The 18304-nt window shown below is 69.6% G+C and carries 19 protein-coding genes, 1 tRNA gene and 1 pseudogene; 10 read left to right on the top strand and 11 right to left on the bottom strand.

The window, feature by feature from the left end; all coding sequences use genetic code 11:
- Window positions 1-53 precede the first annotated feature (53 nt).
- Entirely contained in the window at window positions 54-1331 is a 1278-nt protein-coding gene (locus GGE06_RS37695) for an eCIS core domain-containing protein (protein WP_116164968.1), read from the bottom strand.
- An 803-nt stretch (window positions 1332-2134) separates the two neighbouring features.
- Here GGE06_RS37695 and GGE06_RS42165 point away from each other — a divergent pair.
- The gene (locus tag GGE06_RS42165) at window positions 2135-2302 is read left to right on the top strand and encodes a DUF732 domain-containing protein (protein WP_220378569.1); all 168 of its coding nucleotides are present in this window, start codon (window positions 2135-2137) and stop codon (window positions 2300-2302) included.
- Between the two features lie 10 nt (window positions 2303-2312).
- Here GGE06_RS42165 and GGE06_RS37690 read toward each other — a convergent pair whose 3' ends face one another.
- Together GGE06_RS37690 and GGE06_RS37685 are read right to left on the bottom strand one after the other, a co-directional pair.
- Window positions 2313-2516 carry a hypothetical protein gene (locus GGE06_RS37690; protein WP_116164970.1) on the bottom strand — a complete coding sequence of 68 codons (204 nt, stop codon included), beginning with the start codon at window positions 2514-2516 and terminating at the stop codon, window positions 2313-2315.
- 234 nt (window positions 2517-2750) lie between these two features.
- On the bottom strand, window positions 2751-3056 hold the full coding sequence (locus tag GGE06_RS37685; RefSeq protein WP_116164972.1) for a hypothetical protein: 306 nt from the start codon (window positions 3054-3056) through the stop codon (window positions 2751-2753).
- A gap of 312 nt (window positions 3057-3368) precedes the next feature.
- Between GGE06_RS37685 and GGE06_RS37680 the strand changes: the two genes are divergently transcribed.
- The gene (locus tag GGE06_RS37680) at window positions 3369-5468 is read left to right on the top strand and encodes a SpoIIE family protein phosphatase (protein ID WP_184932926.1); all 2100 of its coding nucleotides are present in this window, start codon (window positions 3369-3371) and stop codon (window positions 5466-5468) included.
- A 230-nt stretch (window positions 5469-5698) separates the two neighbouring features.
- Here the strand turns inward: GGE06_RS37680 and GGE06_RS37675 are convergent, their stop codons facing one another.
- A complete protein-coding gene (locus GGE06_RS37675) occupies window positions 5699-5884 on the bottom strand; it encodes a hypothetical protein (RefSeq protein WP_184932925.1) in 186 nt (61 codons plus the stop codon).
- 386 nt (window positions 5885-6270) lie between these two features.
- Here GGE06_RS37675 and GGE06_RS37670 point away from each other — a divergent pair, with 386 nt between their 5' ends.
- From GGE06_RS37670 to GGE06_RS37655, 4 genes and pseudogenes are all read left to right on the top strand, one after another.
- Window positions 6271-6966, top strand: a complete 696-nt coding sequence (locus tag GGE06_RS37670) for a hypothetical protein (RefSeq protein WP_184932924.1) — start codon at window positions 6271-6273, stop codon at window positions 6964-6966.
- Window positions 6967-7007: 41 nt separating this feature from the next.
- Window positions 7008-7241 carry a hypothetical protein gene (locus GGE06_RS37665; protein WP_184932923.1) on the top strand — a complete coding sequence of 78 codons (234 nt, stop codon included), beginning with the start codon at window positions 7008-7010 and terminating at the stop codon, window positions 7239-7241.
- A gap of 20 nt (window positions 7242-7261) precedes the next feature.
- On the top strand, window positions 7262-7555 hold the full coding sequence (locus GGE06_RS37660) for a hypothetical protein (protein ID WP_184932922.1): 294 nt from the start codon (window positions 7262-7264) through the stop codon (window positions 7553-7555).
- 90 nt (window positions 7556-7645) lie between these two features.
- Window positions 7646-8672, top strand: a pseudogene (locus GGE06_RS37655) (IS630 family transposase).
- A gap of 941 nt (window positions 8673-9613) precedes the next feature.
- On the opposite strand, the gene GGE06_RS37650 reads toward GGE06_RS37655, so the two are convergent.
- Window positions 9614-9685: transfer RNA gene (locus GGE06_RS37650), tRNA-Ala, on the bottom strand.
- 111 nt (window positions 9686-9796) lie between these two features.
- Between GGE06_RS37650 and GGE06_RS37645 the strand changes: the two genes are divergently transcribed.
- A complete protein-coding gene (locus tag GGE06_RS37645; protein WP_181924814.1) occupies window positions 9797-9955 on the top strand; it encodes a hypothetical protein in 159 nt (52 codons plus the stop codon).
- A gap of 133 nt (window positions 9956-10088) precedes the next feature.
- On the opposite strand, the gene GGE06_RS37640 is transcribed toward GGE06_RS37645, so the two are convergent.
- From GGE06_RS37640 to GGE06_RS42145, 5 genes are all read right to left on the bottom strand, one after another.
- Window positions 10089-11939, bottom strand: coding sequence for an IPT/TIG domain-containing protein (locus GGE06_RS37640; RefSeq protein WP_116164988.1), 1851 nt, complete (start codon window positions 11937-11939; stop codon window positions 10089-10091).
- Window positions 11940-12209: 270 nt separating this feature from the next.
- A complete protein-coding gene (locus GGE06_RS42160) occupies window positions 12210-12749 on the bottom strand; it encodes a DUF7617 domain-containing protein (protein WP_221518974.1) in 540 nt (179 codons plus the stop codon).
- Between the two features lie 78 nt (window positions 12750-12827).
- Window positions 12828-13382 carry a hypothetical protein gene (locus GGE06_RS42155; RefSeq protein WP_221518973.1) on the bottom strand — a complete coding sequence of 185 codons (555 nt, stop codon included), beginning with the start codon at window positions 13380-13382 and terminating at the stop codon, window positions 12828-12830.
- Window positions 13383-13441: 59 nt separating this feature from the next.
- Entirely contained in the window at window positions 13442-14008 is a 567-nt protein-coding gene (locus GGE06_RS42150) for a hypothetical protein (RefSeq protein ID WP_221518972.1), read from the bottom strand.
- Window positions 14009-14501: 493 nt separating this feature from the next.
- Entirely contained in the window at window positions 14502-14729 is a 228-nt protein-coding gene (locus GGE06_RS42145) for a hypothetical protein (RefSeq protein WP_220378574.1), read from the bottom strand.
- A gap of 501 nt (window positions 14730-15230) precedes the next feature.
- Between GGE06_RS42145 and GGE06_RS37630 the strand changes: the two genes are divergently transcribed.
- From GGE06_RS37630 to GGE06_RS37620, 3 genes are all read left to right on the top strand, one after another.
- Window positions 15231-15638 carry a VOC family protein gene (locus GGE06_RS37630; protein WP_116165814.1) on the top strand — a complete coding sequence of 136 codons (408 nt, stop codon included), beginning with the start codon at window positions 15231-15233 and terminating at the stop codon, window positions 15636-15638.
- Between the two features lie 908 nt (window positions 15639-16546).
- Window positions 16547-16747, top strand: a complete 201-nt coding sequence (locus tag GGE06_RS37625) for a hypothetical protein (RefSeq protein ID WP_116164990.1) — start codon at window positions 16547-16549, stop codon at window positions 16745-16747.
- 104 nt (window positions 16748-16851) lie between these two features.
- On the top strand, window positions 16852-17397 hold the full coding sequence (locus GGE06_RS37620; protein WP_184932976.1) for an MOSC domain-containing protein: 546 nt from the start codon (window positions 16852-16854) through the stop codon (window positions 17395-17397).
- 193 nt (window positions 17398-17590) lie between these two features.
- On the opposite strand, the gene GGE06_RS37615 is transcribed toward GGE06_RS37620, so the two are convergent.
- Window positions 17591-18079, bottom strand: a complete 489-nt coding sequence (locus GGE06_RS37615; protein WP_184932921.1) for a hypothetical protein — start codon at window positions 18077-18079, stop codon at window positions 17591-17593.
- Between the last annotated feature and the right edge of the window lie 225 nt (window positions 18080-18304).

Raw genomic sequence — 18304 nt, 5'->3', positions numbered from 1 at the left:
GAACCACCCGGCCGCCCGAATCGAGCCAGCAATCTCCAGCCTTCCGGTTCGCGCTACTCCCCGTTGATGAGCCGGTTCTTGATCTGGAGCAGATTGTCGAGCGCGGTGAAGATGTGTCCGAAGGCTGTGTTCATGTCCTGCATTGCGGGAGTGAACCAGGCATCAACGGAATTCTCCCCGTGTCGCGTCCTGAGGTACGTGAGCGCGACACGGTCGACGATCGTGTTGGCGAGAGCGGTGCGAAGGTCGGTCACGGACCTGAGACCGAGGTTCTCCTGGAAGATGTTGTCAGGGTGACAGCTGTTCGCCAGAGCCAGGATTTCCTGCTTGTACCGGCCGAAGAGTTCGGCGTTGTCGTCATCGCCGTTTCCTGAGGGCACGGTCCCGTAGAGCGCGTGGCGTCGGCGGGTGTTCAGAGTGGCGATCAGGTCAGGGGTGAGCTGATTCGCCGCGGTTGCCGCTGCCTGCACCCGGAGGCGCATGAACGTCACCGTCGCGTCGTCCTGGTTCATCCCGTCGCCCTGTGTCGGGTTGAGCCGTCGAGCGAGTGCCCCGCCATTCGTCCTGCAAGCGGCTTTGAACTCGGTGGCCAGGGTCGAGACGTCATTGAAAACGTGTTCCCCCTGCGCGTGATCGACTCCGGCCGTGCTGTTGTTCTGCCCGATCACCCGCTGGACCTCGACCTCCCCGGACCCGGTCCGTCGCCCCCGGTCGTCGGCGAGGGCGCGGGCGACCACCGTAGGGGCCGGACCGCTCATCACGCGGGTGGCGTTGGCCTCCGCCTCGCGCTCGTAGCGGTCGGAGGGGTCGGAGACCTTGAGCCCGGCGCCGTTGTCGGTACCGGCGACCGGGCCCTGGCGCTGCTGGATGATGTGGGTCAGCTCGTGGGCGAGGGTGTGTTTGTCGCCGCCGCCGGCGCCGATGACGACATGGTTGCCGGAGGTGTAGGCGCGGGCACCGACCTCGGCCGCGGAGGCCTTGGCCGCGCTGTCGTCGTGGACCCGGACGTCAGAGAAGTCCGCGCCCAGCCGGGACTCCATGTCGGTGCGGATGGCGTCGTCGAGGGGGCGGCCGGAGGTGCGCAGCACGCCGTGGACGGCGGACCGCTGCACCGCGGCCCGCTCGCCTGTCTGGTGGCCGCAGCCGGCCGAGTGCTGGTGCTGCTCCTGCGCCCAGGCATGCCCGGCCTGGCGCAGGAGCTGGATCAGGGCCGTGTTCCCGGCGGTGCGCTGGATGTCCAGCGAGTCGGACGGGGCAAACGGGACTCGCGCCGCGGCCTGCTGGTGGGTGCGGTCAGGATCCGGGGACTGGCGGTCGGCTTGGCGGGCCATGGAGGTGGTGCCTTTCCGTGGGGAAGGTCAGATTTCACCCCACGACACAGCCTCGGACCGGCCGGAGGAATGCCTTGACGGACAGGAGAGGGGGCAGCGCTCACTGCCCGAGCGCCCCAGACCGGGCCGGGCCGACGGGGCGGGGTCGACCGCGCCCGGAGCGGACGCACGCCCACCGGAGCCGCCGCGCCTGCCACCGTCAGCCGGCGGTGACGCGCAGAAAGCTGTCGGCCTCCGGTGCTGTCCTGCCGGTACCGGACTACTCCCAGGCGGTGAGTGGGAAAGTCTCGCCGGAGGAAGACACCGCAGTGGCCATACGCTTCATCGGCAGCCCGTTCGCCGGATTCAAGCCGAAGACCACCGAACCTCGTGGGCCGGAGGTTGGTTCACGATCGGCGACGCCGACTGGACCCTGTACGTCGCCACGCACCGCGACCCGGCGGCCGGCATTGTCTGGGCAGAGGTCCGGGCCACCGCCCTGCGCCGCCGGTATCCGCCCCGTACAGAGAAGGCCCGGCTTCTGCTGACCCGACGACAACGGAGCCGGACAGGACGAGGCCCTCAGGCGGGTACCTGAGGGCCCCTTCCTATGGTGCTACTGAAGCCACTCCTGCGGCATGAGCTTGACAGCCACACCCAGTGCCCCTGGGGTCTCCCGATCCTACGAGTGACCAGAAACAACCCACCAACAACGTAAGGAACTTGATCGGGTGATGTCGGAGCTTTTCGCCTGACAGCGACACCATGGCTTCGGTAGCTGTTGGGCGTGAGATACGCGCAAGGCGGTGGGTTGACCGATCCTGGTGAAGCGTGGCCACCTGGTCTGTCGCGACAACCTGGGGATGCTGCAGACCGACCCCGGTATAGCAGCTGCTGAACTCGTGGAGGAGGATCACTCGCTGACCCAGGCTGAGGCCGAGACCGTGCAACAAGCCGCGATCAAGGTCTACTGCCCGGACATGGCTCCGTAGGACGTTACCGCTACGACCGCCCTTCCTGGCCGCCCTGCTTACCGTCCGCCACCTCGGCGCCGGGGCCTTCGCCCGGGAGATCGTGCGCTCCGTGGGGCATGTGGTCGGCCGGGGGCGGCTGGGAGGTGGAACCTGTCAGTGCCGCTGGGGCGTATGTGGCCGTGCCCAGGGCGAAGGCGCCGGTGAACAGGGCGGTCGCGATGAGCTTCTTCATGTTTTCTGCTTTCGCGCTGAGGAGGGCGGGCCATAGTGGCGTTCGGGGTGGCGGCTGCCGCGCCCAAGTGCGTGCCGGGCAGCGACAGCCGCCGGTGTACCCGTTCCCCCAGCCACGGAGGGGATCGGGGTCCCGCTTCGGTGAGCCATGCCGAAGCGGGAGTCACAGATACGTTCCTGCATGATCAACGCTCACGCGCAACAGCTGCGACGTGCTGTCCTGCGGGGCGCGTGGTCACGGGAGGAACGTTTCTGCGCGTCGCGGCTCGCCAGCGATGGAGGAAAAAGGCGGGCTGGTGAATGGTTTCTTCTCGCGTTCTGTGCTCTCGGCCGGCCTGCGGGTGTCGGCCCACAGGAGACCCAGCCCGAGCGGGTCGCGGATCTCGTCGAACCTGTCCGACTGCGGAACACGTCCTCCCTCCGGCAGGGCGCTCATTACCGGTGCGGACGAGGCTTTCCGCTCGATGTCACCCAGCCGACGGCGAAAATCGCCCTGCAGCTCGTCCATCGTGTCAAAGAAGCTCTCCAGCAGGGAGCGCATTCCATTCCTCCTGTAGCCGCGGCGGCCGCAGATGTTTACCGTTCCGTTGCGGCGGGGCGGTCCTGGGCTGTTCGGGGCGGCGTAATGATTCGGGTGAGCCGTAGTCGGTTGTGATCAGTTTCGGAATTCCAGACTCCCCAACGACCTCACCCGCTATAGCGGAACGGGCCATTCGGGTGATCTTTCCAGACGGTGAAGCCGGCACGGGCCCGGTGTCGCGCCGGATTCCAGTCTTCGGCTCGTGGGTCTCCCGGCAGCGAGGGCACCATGGAGGGGCCAGTCCTCGGGTACCGCCATAGAGGGAGCCGGGTGATGAGACCGGAAGAATCCGATGGGACGGACCAGCAGGTCCGTGAGGCCGGGCCGCTGCCACCGGGCGGCCTCCTCGACCTGCTGAGCGTGTCCGCAGTCGTGCTGGACAGCGGCGGACGCATCGTGTTCTGGAGCCCGCAGGCCAACGACGTCTTCGGCTACACCGCCGAGGAGGCGCTGGGCCGCTACGCGGCCCGGCTGCTGGTCCACGAGGAGCACAGCGATGTGGTGACCCGGCTGTTCGCCGAGGTGATGCGCACCGGAGCGAGCTGGGCGGGGGCGTTCCCCATCCGGCACAAGGACGGCAGCACGCGGCTGGTGGAGTTCCGCAACATGCGGCTGACGGACGATCTCGGCGATGTCTACGCCCTGGGCATCGCCGCTGACCGGGTCACTTTGGAGGGGGTCGAGGCCCGGCTGGCGCTCTCGGACCGGCTGGTCTTCCAGGCGCCCATCGGCGTCGCGTTCCTCGACACCGACCTGCGCTACTCGATGGTCAATCCAGCCCTGGAGCGCATCAACGGCGTTCCCGCCGCCGATCACATCGGCCGTCGCCCCAGGGACATCCATCCGTTCGAGGGCATTGACACGGTCGAATCGGCGTTGCGGCAGGTCCTGCTCACCGGTACGCCGCTGATCGACCAGTACATCGTCGGCCGCACCCGGGCCGATCCGCATCATGATCGTGCCTGGTCGGTGTCGTACTACCGGCTGGAAGGAGCGGGCGGGCGGGTGCTCGGTGTGGCGAATTCGGTCGTCGACGTCACCGAGCGTCACCGGGCCACCCTGGAGGCGGACCGGGCCCGGCGCCGCCTGTCGCTGATCGCGGAAGCCTCCGCCCGGGTGGGAACCACCCTGGAGGTGGAACGGACCGCTCAGGAGCTGGCCGAGGTCGCCGTACCGGAGCTGGCCGACCTCGCGGCCGTCGACGTCCTCGACGCCGTCCTCGCCTTCCGCCGCACCACCGGCCCCCGTGACGGGCCGGAGCTGTTCAAGGCGCTCGCTGTCGCCTCCGCCTACCCCACCGAGGCCCTCACCGCGGCGGACACGGTCGGAAATCTCGCCGCCTACGGCGCCGACCGGCTCATCACCCAGTGCGTCCACACCGGCCAGCCCGTCGTCGTCGCCCGCACCGGACCCGAGGACCTGCTGCGCATCGCCCGCGACCCGGAAGCCGCCAACGCCTTCGCCCGCGCCGGGGTGCACTCCTACCTCGCGGTGCCGCTGATCGCCCACCATGAAGTCCTCGGCGCCTTCGACCTGATGCGCACCCGCAACCCCCTCCCCTTCGACGATGACGACGTGATCCTCGCCGGCGAACTGGCCGCCCGCGCCGCAGTCGCCATCGACAACGCCCGCTGGTACCAGAGCGTGCGCAACTCCGCCGAGACCCTGCAACGCAGCCTGCTGCCCGGCCGCCACCCGCACCTCGCCGGCCTGGACGTGGCGTCGCACTACCAGCCGGCACAGGCGTCCAGCGAAGTGGGAGGCGACTGGTACGACGTCATCCCCCTGAGCGGAGACCGTACGGCCCTGGTGGTCGGCGACGTGATGGGCAGCGGCATCGACGCGGCCGCCGCCATGGGACGGCTACGGACCGCCACCTGTGCCTACGCCGACCTCGACCTCGCCCCCCACGAGGTGCTGCGCCACCTAGACAAGATCACCAGCGGGCTCGAGCACTACATCGCCACCTGCCTCTACGCCGTCTACGACCCCCACCGGCGCCGGTGCGACATCGCCAACGCCGGCCACCTCCCGCCCGCCGTGGTCCGTGCGGGACGGCCCCCCGAACTCCTCGACCTGCCCACCGGCGCGCCCCTGGGAGTGGGCGGGGTGCCGTTCCTCACCACCGCCTTCGACCTGGGCCCCGGCGACCGGCTCGTGCTGTACACCGACGGCCTCGTCGAAACCCGCCACCACCCCATCGACGAACGCCTGGACACCCTGCTCAACAGCCTCGACGCACCACACCGCCCCCTGCAGGACCTCTGCCAGTGGCTCCTGCAAGCCCTGCGACACCCGGACGACCACGACGACGTCGCCCTCCTCATCGCCCAGGCCCGGCCCCTGACACCCACCGACCCCGACGGGACATGACGCGACAGGGCCCGGAACCGCACATGGCACACCCTGCTCCTGGCGCTCGCCCACCTCCTGGACGGCGAGGTTGATCCCGAGGCGTATGTTCAGCAGTCCGTCCAGCGCCGCCACCTGACCGCCGCCGTCCCCGGCGGGGCTGCGACCGGCCGGATCGTCCTTCCCGTGAGGGCCTCGCCCTCACGCCCAGCTGGACCGCCGGCGCCCCGGTCCACGCCGTACCGGAACAGTTACGGGGCGGGCAGGCGGCGGGCGAGGTCGGCGGCGAGCTGACCGGCCGCCGGGCCGCCTCCGCCGGGGCCAAACTGCTCCAGGAGTTGGAGCAGCTCGATCGTCTCGTGGGCCTCGGCTTGGGTGAGCAGAGCGAGGCGGGGCTCGTCCGGGTAGGTGGCCGGCCTGGTGGCGTCGTAGCCCATGCCAAGCTCAACTCCCTCATCTGCGCGGGAGAACGGTCGGACGCGGGCCCGAGCAGCAGGGTGAGGCAGGGTTCGTCGGGGTAGACGCCGATCACCGGCTCGGCGTCGACGTGGTGGTTCATGCCGTTCTCAACGTTGGTCGCTTGGGCGGATACGGGACAGCCCGCCCCGAGTGGCAGGCCGCCCACCGAGGTCTTCCAGGCGGTCGTTGAGGACGTTGTCGGTGTGCCCGATCCCAGACCGCCTACGAGTACAGCAGGAAGCTGACCGCGGCTGGCCAGGATCAGGCTCAAGGCCAGCCTGTCCGGCGTGACCAAGAGCACCACCTTCGAGTGAAGATCTGCTGCTGACCAGGACGTTCCAATAGAAGAAACGTTGTTTCGGGCATGGATCCACAGCAGTCCTGGAATTGCCACAAGGTTCTGGCGGAAGAATTCTGCTTTCATGATGAACGGGTCAGATTGGCGGAAGCGGCCCTACGTGAAGCACAGATCCACCGCAGCCGCTCGCTCGCGGCCTTCGCTGTCACAGTGGGCCGGGACAGGTCCGTTGCCGATCTGCTGGGCCTGGATGAACGTGAGGTCAGGACGGCCCGACGCGAGGTGGGCAAGCACAGGGCCCAGGCTGTTGCGGGCGCCCTGTTCAATGCCCCGACGGCTTCCGAAGAGGACTCTCAAGCCGAGTGGCCCAAAGACCTGGACGCCGCTCTCAGCAACGGCTGGACCCAAGGAGTGGATCTGCACGTGCTCGCAGCGCAGCTCGGCATCGATGTCGCCAGCGTCGTAGCCCGGCTGAAGGACTTGTCCACGCAAGGAACACTGCGCGGAAACAGCGGCACCGCAACAAAGGGCCGCCACCGTAAACAAGGCGACGGTGTCGACTCGTGCACAGCTGGGGCCGTTGCTCACCCGCAGCCCCGAGAGCGGCCGGCGGGGACGCGGCCGGCCGACCAGGAGATGGCGGAGAGCTGGGCCGCGTGGGAATCACAGCTCACCCCTGAGTCAAACAGCGCCACTGCGCAGGGGATCAGTGGTGTCGTCCTGGAGGGTGTGGTTTACCCGCCGTCCCGATACTCCTACTGAGGAGTGCTGCAGGCGATGTCCAGGCCGCTCCGGCCCGCGCCGTGGTCGCGTTCGGCACGGCGATCGGTCTGATGATGACCGAGCGCGGCCTGGTCGCCCCGGCCGTCGGCGGCAGCATCCTGGCCCAGGGGGAGACCATCCTCACCACGGCCGCGCCCGAACTCGTCGGGCACGTGAAGGCCGTGGCATTCGACGAGGAGTCCGGTCGCCTGGACGTCGCCTCCCCCGATGCCCCGCGTACGGCACGAAGGTCCGCTGGATCACATCGAAGCTGATCACGGCGGCCAACGAGACGGTGCCCGACGCGAACATCAGGGTCGTCCACGTCCTGGCGCCCACTGCTCGCGTTACCACGGTAACGTCACCAGCCGCCGCCGCCGACGACCCGGCCCCGCAGCAGGCCGTTCCGGCCGGGCCGGTGAAAACGAGGGAGACCGCCTCGGCCGGCCACCACCGCGCCCTCGAAGCTCACCGCGGGGTCGCCCCGCTCCGCCAGGAGGCCCCGGCCTTGGCCGCCGCCGTCGTACGGCAGGAGCAGGCCCGTCGCGGGCTCGCCGAGCAGGTCTTCCCCGACGTCGAGCAGGGCTAGTGTCCTGAGTCGGAGATTCGTCGTTGGTCTGGTGTGAGTCGTCCTGGACCGAAGATCCCGCCGGTGGTGTTGTCCGATGCCGAGCGGGTGATGTTGCAGTCGTGGGTGCGTCGTCGTTCGAGTGCCCAGTCGTTGGCGTTGCGGTCGCGGATCGTCCTGGAGAGCGCGGACGGTCACGCGATCGCGGAGGTCGCCCGGCGTCTGGGCATCACCACGGACACCGTCCGTGCCTGGCGACGGCGCTTCCTGGAACGCCGGCTGGACGGGCTGTGCGACGAACCGCGGCCCGGTGTTCCCCGGAAGATCACCGACGCGGACGTCGAGCGGGTCATCGTCAAGACGCTGGAGGAGACGCCGAAGGACGCGACCCACTGGTCGACACGGTCGATGGCCGCGGCGACCGGGATGTCGCAGTCGGCGATCTCCCGGATCTGGCGGGCGTTCGCCCTCCAGCCGCACCGGGCGGAGACGTCTCTGCTGTCCAAGGACCCGCTGTTCATCGACAAGGTCCGTGACGTGGTCGGCCTGTATCTCGATCCGCCGGAGCGTGCCCTGGTGCTGTGCGTGGACGAGAAGTCGCAGATCCAGGCCCTGGACCGGTCCCAGCCGGTGCTGCCCGGGGTGCCCGAACGCCGCAGTCACGACTACGCGCGCTCGGGCACCACCACCCGCTTCGCGGCACTGGACACCGCGACCGGCAAGGTCATCGGATCGCTCCACCGCCGCCACCGCGCGGTGGAGTTCAAGAAGTTCCTGGCCAAGCTCGACAAGGAGGTGCCGGCCGATCTCGAGGTTCACCTGATCCTGGACAACTACGTGACCCACAAGGTTCCGGCGGTCAAGAAGTGGCTGGCCACTCATCCGCGGTTCCACCTGCACTTCACCCCGACCGGTTCGTCGTGGCTGAACCTGGTCGAGCGGTGGTTCGCCGAACTCACCACGAAGAAGCTCCGCCGGGGCGTCCACCGGTCCGTCCAGGCCCTCGAACACGACATCCGCACCTGGCTCGCCGACTGGAACGACACCCCCCGGCCCTTCGTCTGGACGAAGGGCTGCCGACGAGATCGTCGACAAGGTCGCCGCTTACTGCCGACGAATCTCCGACTCCGGACACTAGGCCGGCGTCCGCGATCCGTACGACCAGCTTCCCGGTGAGCAGGATGCGGGTCAGCATGCCGGGGTGGTGAAGGCTGATGCCGCCGCTCTCGCGACGGTAGCGGAGGCCGGCTACCCCCGAGACGCGGTCCTGCGGGTGGTCGCTCTCCTCGCCGGTTAGTCGGGGAAGGAGGAACTCGGCCCAGTGGTGGACGATGTACGGCTTGTCGAGGAGCCGAAGGGTGAGCCGGTCTTCATCCGGACGCACCTGGACGATGCCCAGGGGGTGCGCGGAGAGGCTGCCGATCTTGCAGCAGGCGAGGAAGACCGGGGCCTCCAGCTGTCCCTGTTCCGGATGGCGAGCAGCGGGGCTGGCCAGCGTCCGTGAGGAGTGAGTGGAGGGCTTGGTGGGACTCGCCGGTGCTGCGGCGGCGGTCTTCGGTCAGGGCCAGGGCGGCCTGGGGCATCGGGGTCGCTGTTCCGCGCCGCACCGGCCCACGGCGGTGGACGCCTTGGTGCGGTGGGTCAGCAGGTGGCGTGCGGGGTGATGCTTCTGGCCGGTCCTCGGCGAAAGGGCGCGGGGGCGTCCTCCATCGCGCGGCCGGGCGTTCACGAGCCCGGCTACATCGAAGCCCGCGGCAGACGTCGGTGCAGGCACCACAGCAGCCGTGACCCCAACGGGTGACACTGCTTCGGGCAGCGCTGGCCCGGGCTGCGGGAACGGCCGCGAACCGGGCCTCGGCCTGGCCGTCCAACTCAGCTCTGCAGCAGGGATCGGCAGGCAAGAACGAGGTGCCGCCACCGTCCGCGGACAGTGGCTTCGCAGCCGTCCACGGCGGCGAGGCTCCTGGTTGGCTTTGTCCATGAGAACGGCGCTCCGGCACAACTTCTGTGACTGACCACTCTGAGTAACGGCTGGGGTGCTTCTGAATGTCGTGGGAAGCTACCGGAGAACAAGCAGGATGGGCCGACCGGATTCGAACCGGCGTCCTCCCACATGCGGTGAAGGCACGACAGCCACTGCGCTACGAGCCCCATCCCGCCAGGGATCATACGAGCCCCAGTGCTCCGTCGCCTCGAATATTCGAGGGCGGACGGATCACTCGGCGTGACGGCACCACAGAACTTGAGCCAGAACCCGCCTTCATGAGCGAAGCCAACCCCTTCTGGCTGCAGGACTTCGGGTACGTGATCGAGAGCCACGCCGCCGTCCGCCAGCTGGCGGACGGGCTCCTCGCCCCGCAGTGGAAGTACTCGCAGGCGACCGCCACGTACGACTACACGCGCGGCATCTGCCAGGGCTGACGCCCCGGATCAGGGATCGGCCGGAGGAAGTACGTCTTCATGGACGACGGCGAGCGTGCCTGTCTCCAAGGGCGGTTCCCCGAGCTGCACGTCGGGCGGCGCCGGGAACCCGGCGCCGCCCGACGTGGATCGGTCAACTGGCGCGGATGAGCCCGGCGGTGGCGGTGGCCGGTTCGAGGGCGGGGGTGCCGTTGTAGGTGGCGGTGTAGCCGAGGTGGAGGAGGACGGCGACGACGGGGCAGAGGCCGGCACAGGTCGCGACGCCTGCTGCGTTGGTGGTGGCGCTGCACACGGTGGTCGTTCCGACGGTGAACTTCACGGTGGCGCCGCTGATGGGTCTGCCGGTGGTGGTGTCGGTGAGGGTGGCCGACAGGTTGAGGTTGATGTTCAGCTGGCCGGGGGGCAGGGAGAACAGCAGGGGAGCGGCGGTCAGTCTCGTGGTGTCCCGGGTGTAGGTGTAGCGGTCGGCCGGGCTGGTGGTGCCGGCCCCGGCAGGGGTGGTGACGGTGACATCGGCCGGTCCGGCGGTGGTGGCGGCCGGGGAGGTCGCGGTGATCTCGGTGTCGCTGCGGACGGTGAACGAGGCGGCCGGGACGGCGCCGAAGGCGACGGCGGTCGCGCCGGTGAAGCCGGTGCCGGTGATGGTCACGGCGGTGCCGCCGGAGGCTGGACCCCTGGCGGGGGTGACGGCGGTGATCGTGGGCGCGTACCGCTGGTAGGTATAGGTCCCGGCGGTGACGGTCCGGCCCCTGGCGGTCAGCGAGACGCCGACGGTACCGGCCGTGTGGGCGGGAGCGGTCGCGGTGACCGTGGTGTCGTCGACCACGGTGACGCCGCTGGCGGGGGTGCCGTCGAACGTGACGGCGGTGGTGCCGGTCAGGCGGCTGCCGGTCAGGGTGACGGTGGTGCCGCCCGAGCTCGGGCCGCGGTCGGGGGCGATGGCGGTGACGGAGGGCGGGACGGCCCTGCTCATCGCCAGGCCCCTGGGGCGGGAACCGGTGGGGACGGTGGCGGTGACCGTGAGGGTCGCGGTGTCGATCACCGACATGGTGTTGACGAAGGTGTTGGTGGCGTAGACACGGGTGCCGTCGGGGTCGGCCAGCACGCCGCTGGTCCCCGCGCCGGTCGGGACCGTGGCGACGACGGTGTGGGTCGCCGTGTCCACGACGGAGACGGAGTTGCCTCCCCGGTTGGCGACGTAGACGAGTCCTCCGTCCGGTGCGACCGCCACGCTCTGCGGCAGGCTGCCGACGGGAACGGTCGCCCTGACGGTGGCGGTGGCGGTGTCGATCACCGAGAGGCGGTTCTCGTTGTAGTCGGCGACATAGACGTGAGCGCCGTCGGGGCTGACCGCCAGCCCGGCCGCGTTCCCCACGGGGACGGTGGCGCTGACGGTGTTGGTCGCGGTGTCGATCACCGACACCGTGCTGCTGGAGAAGTTCCCGACGTAGAGCCTGCCGCCGTCCGGGGACAGGTCCAGACCGTCCGGGGAACTGCCGGCCGCGATGGTGGTGGTGACCACGAGGGAGGAGGTGTCGATCACGTCGACCCCGCTGGGGCTGTCGGTGTGTACCACGTACGCCCGCGCCCCGTCCGGAGAGATGACCACCGACTGGGGCGTTCGCCCCACTGCGACGGTGGCGGCGACGGAGTTGGTCGCGGTGTCGATGACGGAGACCGAGTCGCCGGCGCTGTTCGCCACCCATGCCTGGGAGCCGTCCGGCGTGAGCGTCACGCCCGTGGGTGCGCTGCCTACGTCGATGGTGGCCGTCGTCGATCCGGTCGTCGGGTCGACGACGCTCACCGACCCCGCACCGGCGTTGGTGATGTAGACCAGCTGCCCCGGTCCGGCCGCGTGCGCCGGCCCGGCGGGGAGCACCGCGCCGGCAGAGCCGAGCAGCGCGGCCAGCGCCGCGACTGTCCCGCGCCATAAGCGGCGCGGTGCCCTGCCGCGTCTGTGGGGCCGGTCGATCGTGAATGCCATGGGCTGTGCCTCTCGGAGAGAACTGACCGGAATTCTTTGCCGGACTCGTCAACTCATGCTATTCACAAGTGATCTGATGAACATTCACATGTTGTATACCGTCCAGATCCGCCCGCTGATTGATCTCTTTTGATCGCTACGTGTCGCGCGGATCGCGGAGATCGACACCGGCCGGTACTGCCCCTGGCGCCTCGACCGGCAGTGGCCGTGCGGCCACGCCCTCCCAAGGGCGTGGCCGCACGGGGCGGGACCGGGTTCGGGAACTCGGGTTCAGGACTCCTTCGTGAGGATGCAGAGCAGGGAGCAGGCGATGGCCGAGGACGGCGCGCTGGTGGTCGGGGGAGTGCCGGGGGGTTCGTTGAGTCCGGAGAAGGTGGCTGACGCCGTGTTCTTGAGAGGCAGGGCCAGCAGGAACGAGTCGCAGTAGACCTGTCGGCTGGCGCCGACCGCGAGGTCGAAGGTTCCCGCCGCCGCCTGGCAGCCGTGGGTGGTGGGGTCGTTGACCGTCACTCCGGTCGCTTCGACGGGGCCGGTGTTGGTCACGGTGATCCGCCAGTAGGCGGTGCCGAGCAGTTGCAGCAGGCCCACGGGGCTCTTCTTGGCCCAGGGCCCCGCGCCGCCCGGTCCGCACGCGTGCGGGTTCGAGACGGTGCAGATCTCCTTGTTGACCGTCACCTCGGGCTTGCAGTGCGCGCCGGGTGCGACGGCGAGCTCGACGGTGTTGGAGGTCAGGGAGCCGGACCCGTCGGTCGCGGTCGCGGTGTCGGAGACCTGGGTGACCGCGCAGTCCGCCTCGACGACCGTACGCACGCAGACCTGGGGGGGCGTCCCCCTCGTAACTCGCCACCAGAACCGGGTGGTTGGTGGCGGAGAAGTCAGCCGTGCTGTTCAGGACGAGCTGGACGGTGACGGTGATGGACGGATGGTCGGCGGCGGCGATGCCGCTGAGGTCGACGGTGCCGGCGGGTGTGAGGGCGGGCGCGGCGAGGACGGTTCCGTCGGGGTCGGTGACCGCGACGGTCGACGCGGCGAGGTCGACGCGGCGAGGTCGATGGCTTCGAGTCGCGCCTCGGTGTATCCCTGGACGTGGCCGGAGGAGCCGTCGCAGTAGAAGTCGGACGGCTTCAGGGTGACGGCCGCACCGCTGTGCACGCGCGGCGTGGCTCCCGTACCGGGATCGACGGAGAAGAGGATGCCCGCGTCGCCGAGGGCGATCAGGCAGCGGGTGGTGGCGTCGTAGGTGTAGCCGTAGTCACGGGTCGCGCCGCCGCCCACGCCCGGATGGGTGGCGGTGGCCGGGAACCCGGCGCACGGCTGGGCCGTGGTCCAGCTGTAGCACAGGGTCGCGCCGGGGACGGGCCCGCCCCAGACGGGGAAGTAGCTGCGGGTGTCGGTGGCGGTGGTGACGACCTCGGGGTTGAAGACGAGGACGCCGTTGCCCACCGTGCCGAGCCCGGTGGCCGATGCGGCGAGCGGTGAGCCGTCGACCCCCTAGCACGTGGTCAGCGGCGATCCGCCGTTGGTGGTCGCGGTGCACACGCCGTTGGCCGCGCCGGAAGCGGTGTAGGAGGTGAACGCGTTGTACGAGTAGTGGGCGGCGCTGGGGCCGGCCGGGTGCGTCGTGTCCCACCCGGCACAGACCGTGGCCGTGGCCGGGTCGAAGCAGCCCAGGGCGGGCGCTGCCGCGAGGTGGAGCCGCTGGTCTGGGGCGATGAGGAGACGAAGACCTTGCCGCCGGCCGTGGTCATGCCGCCGAGGTAGAGCGAGCCGGTCGCACCGGGAAGGTCGTGGTTGGGCCGCACGACGGGCGCGTAGGGCTGTCCGGCGCAGGGCGTGCGGTCGGTGATCTCCAGGCAGAGCACCTGGCCGGTGCTGGCGGCGCCGTACAGCTTGCCGTCCTCGGCGACGAGACCGGCCATGCCGTTGGCGCTGGACGGGGTGCCGCCGGTGGCCCGCAGGGCAAAGAAGCCGCAGTTGGCGCGGGCGCCGAGGTCCAGACAGCCGACGCCGAGGGCGGCCGCGGTCACCGCCGGGTAGTAGAGCACGCCGGGCCGGCCAGGGTCGAGCACGTACTGGGGTGTCAGGGTGCTGCTGATGTTGCCGGTGCTGCCGGAGCCGAGGGGCCCGGGGGGTGTTGAGGGGGCGAGGCCACGGGCCGCCCGCACAGGGCTGGCCGGTCGACAGGTTGCTGCACACGGCCTGCGGCGCGGCGGGACCGGTGTGGTGGTACATGTTCCACGCCTCGACATCGCCGCTGTCGGTGCGGTGCAGCACCGGGGTGAAGCCGTCGCCGCCGGTGGACTGGGCGGTGGGGCGCACCGGCGGCAGGAGGTCGTTGGCGTGCGCGGTTCCGCCGGGGCGGGCCGCGGGATGGCTCGCGCGCACGGCGCGGGTCGCGGTGCCCGGGTCGCTGCCGGTGAAGGTCGTACCGTCGGAGGACCAGGCCGCGGTCCAACCCGGCGGCACCTTCAGCGAGCCGGGGACGTACGTCTGGGCGGTTCCGGCGCCGGCGATGGGGTCGGTGATGACGGCGGGAGCCGGGGCCCCGGGAGCGTCGTTGGATTAACTGACCGTCCAGTTGACGGTCGAGCCGTGGTCCACCGGGACCCGGCCGGGGTCGGTCACGTTCTGCGCGGTCTTCACCAGGGTCGACGTGCCGGCGGCCCCTGCGTGCGCCGGTTCAGAGGCCGTCGACGTGGCGGTGAAGCCTCCCGTGGCGGTCAGCGCGAGAGCGGTCAGCACGGCGGCCGCCGCGGTGCGCAGCGGCCGCCGGGATCGGTATGCGGGCACGGGACGGGACATAGGTTTCCCATTCTGTGTCGTGGAGCGCGTACCAACGGGCGTGCATGGTCAGGTGTACGCAGACGCATACCGTAAAGGTGTGGTTCCACCCCCTCACCGGTTTCGGTGAAGGCGGACACGCTACGACGGGAAGTGGGCGTCAAATGCCCGGAGTAAGAAGCTCGTTGCGTGTTTGGCTTCTCGAACCTTCATGATCGGGTGCTGATCATGTCCGGTGACCGCTCGAGGGCGACGAGCGCTGTGTGCGCGGAAGCGCCGTACGACCGTACATGCGGCCCGTCGCCGAGCGCAGCATCGTGACTCACCCCGACACGGCGTCGAAGTAGCCCATGACGCAGACACCTACCTCGGCGACGAGCGGGCAGCGGACGCGTCACGCCACCTCACCGTGGACCTGTCACCTCGGAGGCGCCAGGCCAGGTCGCGCAAGAACAGCGTTCCACCGAACATGCCCTGTCTGAAAGGCACTTGAGCGGGCACACGCTCACCATGACCGCTACCAAGACCGCAGTCCTCGTGCTCGACAGCACCGATCCCGAACCTCTGGCCCGCTTCTACGCCGAGCTGCTCGGTGCCACCGTCGAGCCGAGCTCCGGCCCCCCTGACCTGCTGCTGATCTCCGGGGCGGACGGAGTCGTCCTGGGTGTCCACCACGACTCCGGTCACGTCCTGCCCAGCTGGCCCCGGCCCGACGACTCCCAGCAGTCCCACGTGTGGATCGTGGTGGCTCCGGAGGCCCTCGACGAGGCCGAACGCGACGCGATCTCGCTGGGAGCCCGGCCTCTGGACGCCGAAAGGAACGGGACCAGGACGGACCGCCGCACCGATGCGCGCCGGTTCATGGATCCGGCCGGGCACACCTTCGTACTGGCCCCCGCAGGCGGCCTCCCCACGTGACATCGGGCACCGTTTCCAAGCTCCGTGATCGCGGGACCGGCGGCTCTGCAAGGCGACAGGGCCGTGACCGGTCACCTCGCCGTCCGTCACGAGTAGCCGTGGACGACAGCGTGTACCTCGGCACCGGCGAGGGCCGGGCGCGGGGGCCGTCATACTCCAGGCCTCAGCGGGAACCGGCGGCGAGGCGGCCGTGCTCATCCAGACGCAAGTCCGCCCCTGCCGTCGCGGCGTGGGCGGCTGGACGGAGCACGGTTCCCCTCGCTCGATGGTCCGCCGGACGACCTTGAACGCCTGGCGCACACCGCCGAGCAGGTCGACCTCGGCCTCGTTCAAGAGACGCTCGGCAGCCAGCTTGGTCATGAGCGCGTCGATCGCCCCTTCGGCGTCGGTCGGGCGTTCGAGACAGCTCCAGCCGCTGTGCTCGGGTGTGGTGACGGGCGTGTGATGGCTTGTCAGGGCGTTCCACGTCTTCCAGATCGCGACGAACTCACCGTACAGCCGCTGAAAGTCCAGGGCGGCGGAGAGCCCCCTCTCGTGCTGCTTCTTGACCTGGTCCCAGCGGTCGGTGACCCTTGTCGCGACCAGCCGGCTTCCACCGAGGGTGGCTGCCACGGTGAGGAGGGGAGCACCTATCGACTCGATGATCGACATGCTTCTCCTGACACGGGCCGTCGGGAGCACTCCTTGAATCGTGCCGAGCCACGAAGGGAAACGGGGAGGACGGCCGACGACCACGCTCTGTCGAGCCGCGCACCGACCGTTGACGCCGCCCTGAATTGTCAGAACCCTGCCGATCGGTGTCCCTCCGCGCGGGACGTGGTGTCAGCGGCCGCTGACGTACTGGGCTGCCCAGCCCGATGACGGAGCCGCACCCATGACTGACAAGACGCCCGCCCAGCTTGCCAACGATGCTGCCGCAGGCGCTGGAGCAGGCCAGCGACCTTGTCTCCGACCTCGTAGAGGCCGGCAGACTGCGCAGCGAAAAGGACCAGCTCGAGTACGATGTGCGCGAGACGCTCCTCGGCTTGGAAACGGCCCGTATCGACGCGGAGAAGCTGTACATCGGCCTGAACCAGGCGGCCTCCGGTGCGGGTCGGGTGCGGACCTGACGCATCCGACCGAGGAGTCCGCTCACTGAATGCCTTCCTCGCAAGGCTGGTTGCACCACCTCTCTGATCGACCGGCCGCAGAACGACAACAGGTGGAGGGCGTGATGCGTGGGCAGGTCGCCGCAGTGAGCCGTAACGAGGCGTACTCGTTCAGCAAGCCCAATCGTGACTCCATCACGCTGCTCACGGGGCTTGGCGTGGAAGGAGACGTTCACGCAGGTGAGACGATCCGCCACCAGTTCCGCATGACCTACGAGCCGGATCTGCCCAACCTGCGCCAGGTCCACCTGATGCACGAGGAACTCTTCGGTGAACTCGCGCTCAAGGGCTTCAAGGTCTCTGCGGGCCAGCTCGGCGAGAACATCACCACGCGCGGGGTGGACCTGTTGGGCCTGCCCACCGGTGCTCTGCCGCATTTCGGCGAGCAGGCGGTGCTCGAAGTGACAGGACTGCGGAACCCGTGCTCGAAGATCAACGACTTTCGCAAGGGGTTGCTCGGGCAGGTCTTCGACACGGACCCCTTGTCCGGCGAGTTCGTCTTCAAGTGTGGCGTCATGGCTGTGGTTCGCCGTGGAGGGACTGTCCGTCCCGACGATTCCATCCGGGTCGAGTCCCCGTCCTTTCCTCACCACCCGCTGGAACGGGTCTAGGTTCTTGTTCCGTGCTCATCTGCGTGCCCAGATGAGGATGGTGGCAAAGTGGAGTGCGGTCCGGTGGACGATTTCGAGCTCCGGAGGCGTGCTGGTGGGCCCGGGCGACGGTGGAGGCCGCCGACAGGGTTCGGTCGATGTCGTCGTCGGCGTCCGCCGCTGCCAGGACTACGAGTGGCTGTCCCCCCGGCCGTCATACGGCGGGTTCCACGTTCCATGCCTCCGGCAGCTCGCTGCCGCAGAAGACGCGGACGAAGTCGTCCTCGCGCACGATGTCGTGCTCCTGGCAGTCGGGGCACCGCCGGAACACTACCTCATGGGTGAAGCCGGAGGGTCGCCCGAGCCCTACATCGGCCAGAGCCCGAGCGACTTCCGGCCAGGAGGTGACGTCCGGGCAGTACCTGGTGGACTGGTTGCTGACCTCAGTCACGGCCCACCGGTCCGCCTCGCGCACGAAGCCGATCTCGCCGACACTCAGAACCATGGCTCCGCTGGCACAGGCCACGTGCTCGCTTCGCCGCGGCGCCAGCTGGAGCACGCCGCCCGTGCCGGCCACGAAGGTGAACGGCTCTGCCCGCTCCGCCGCCGACCGCTCAGTGATCCAATCGCTGAACTCAGCGGCCGAGCTGATCGGGGACCCGACACTGTCAGGCCGGACCACAGCCTTCAGCTCTTCCGACACGCTCTAGGGGCCCTTCCGCGCCCAGCGGCGTCGGCGAGACAGGCGATCGGGGCCTGCGCCGCCGGCGGAATGGGGGGCCACAGACGGCGCACCAGCCACCCTTTGCCGCAGCCGCCCACGAGTGGGGGTCCGCAGACGGCGGCGCGGCTGCTCGCCTGCCCGAAGCTTCACGGGCCACGCCTCACGCGTTCGGAGCTGCGGCGCGCGAGATCGGCTTCAGCTTCA

The sequence above is a fragment of the Streptomyces nymphaeiformis genome (assembly GCF_014203895.1).
Classification (GTDB): domain Bacteria; phylum Actinomycetota; class Actinomycetes; order Streptomycetales; family Streptomycetaceae; genus Streptomyces; species Streptomyces nymphaeiformis.
The sequence above is the reverse complement of the archived record's forward strand: the minus strand, read 5'-3'. Positions and strand labels throughout refer to the sequence as shown.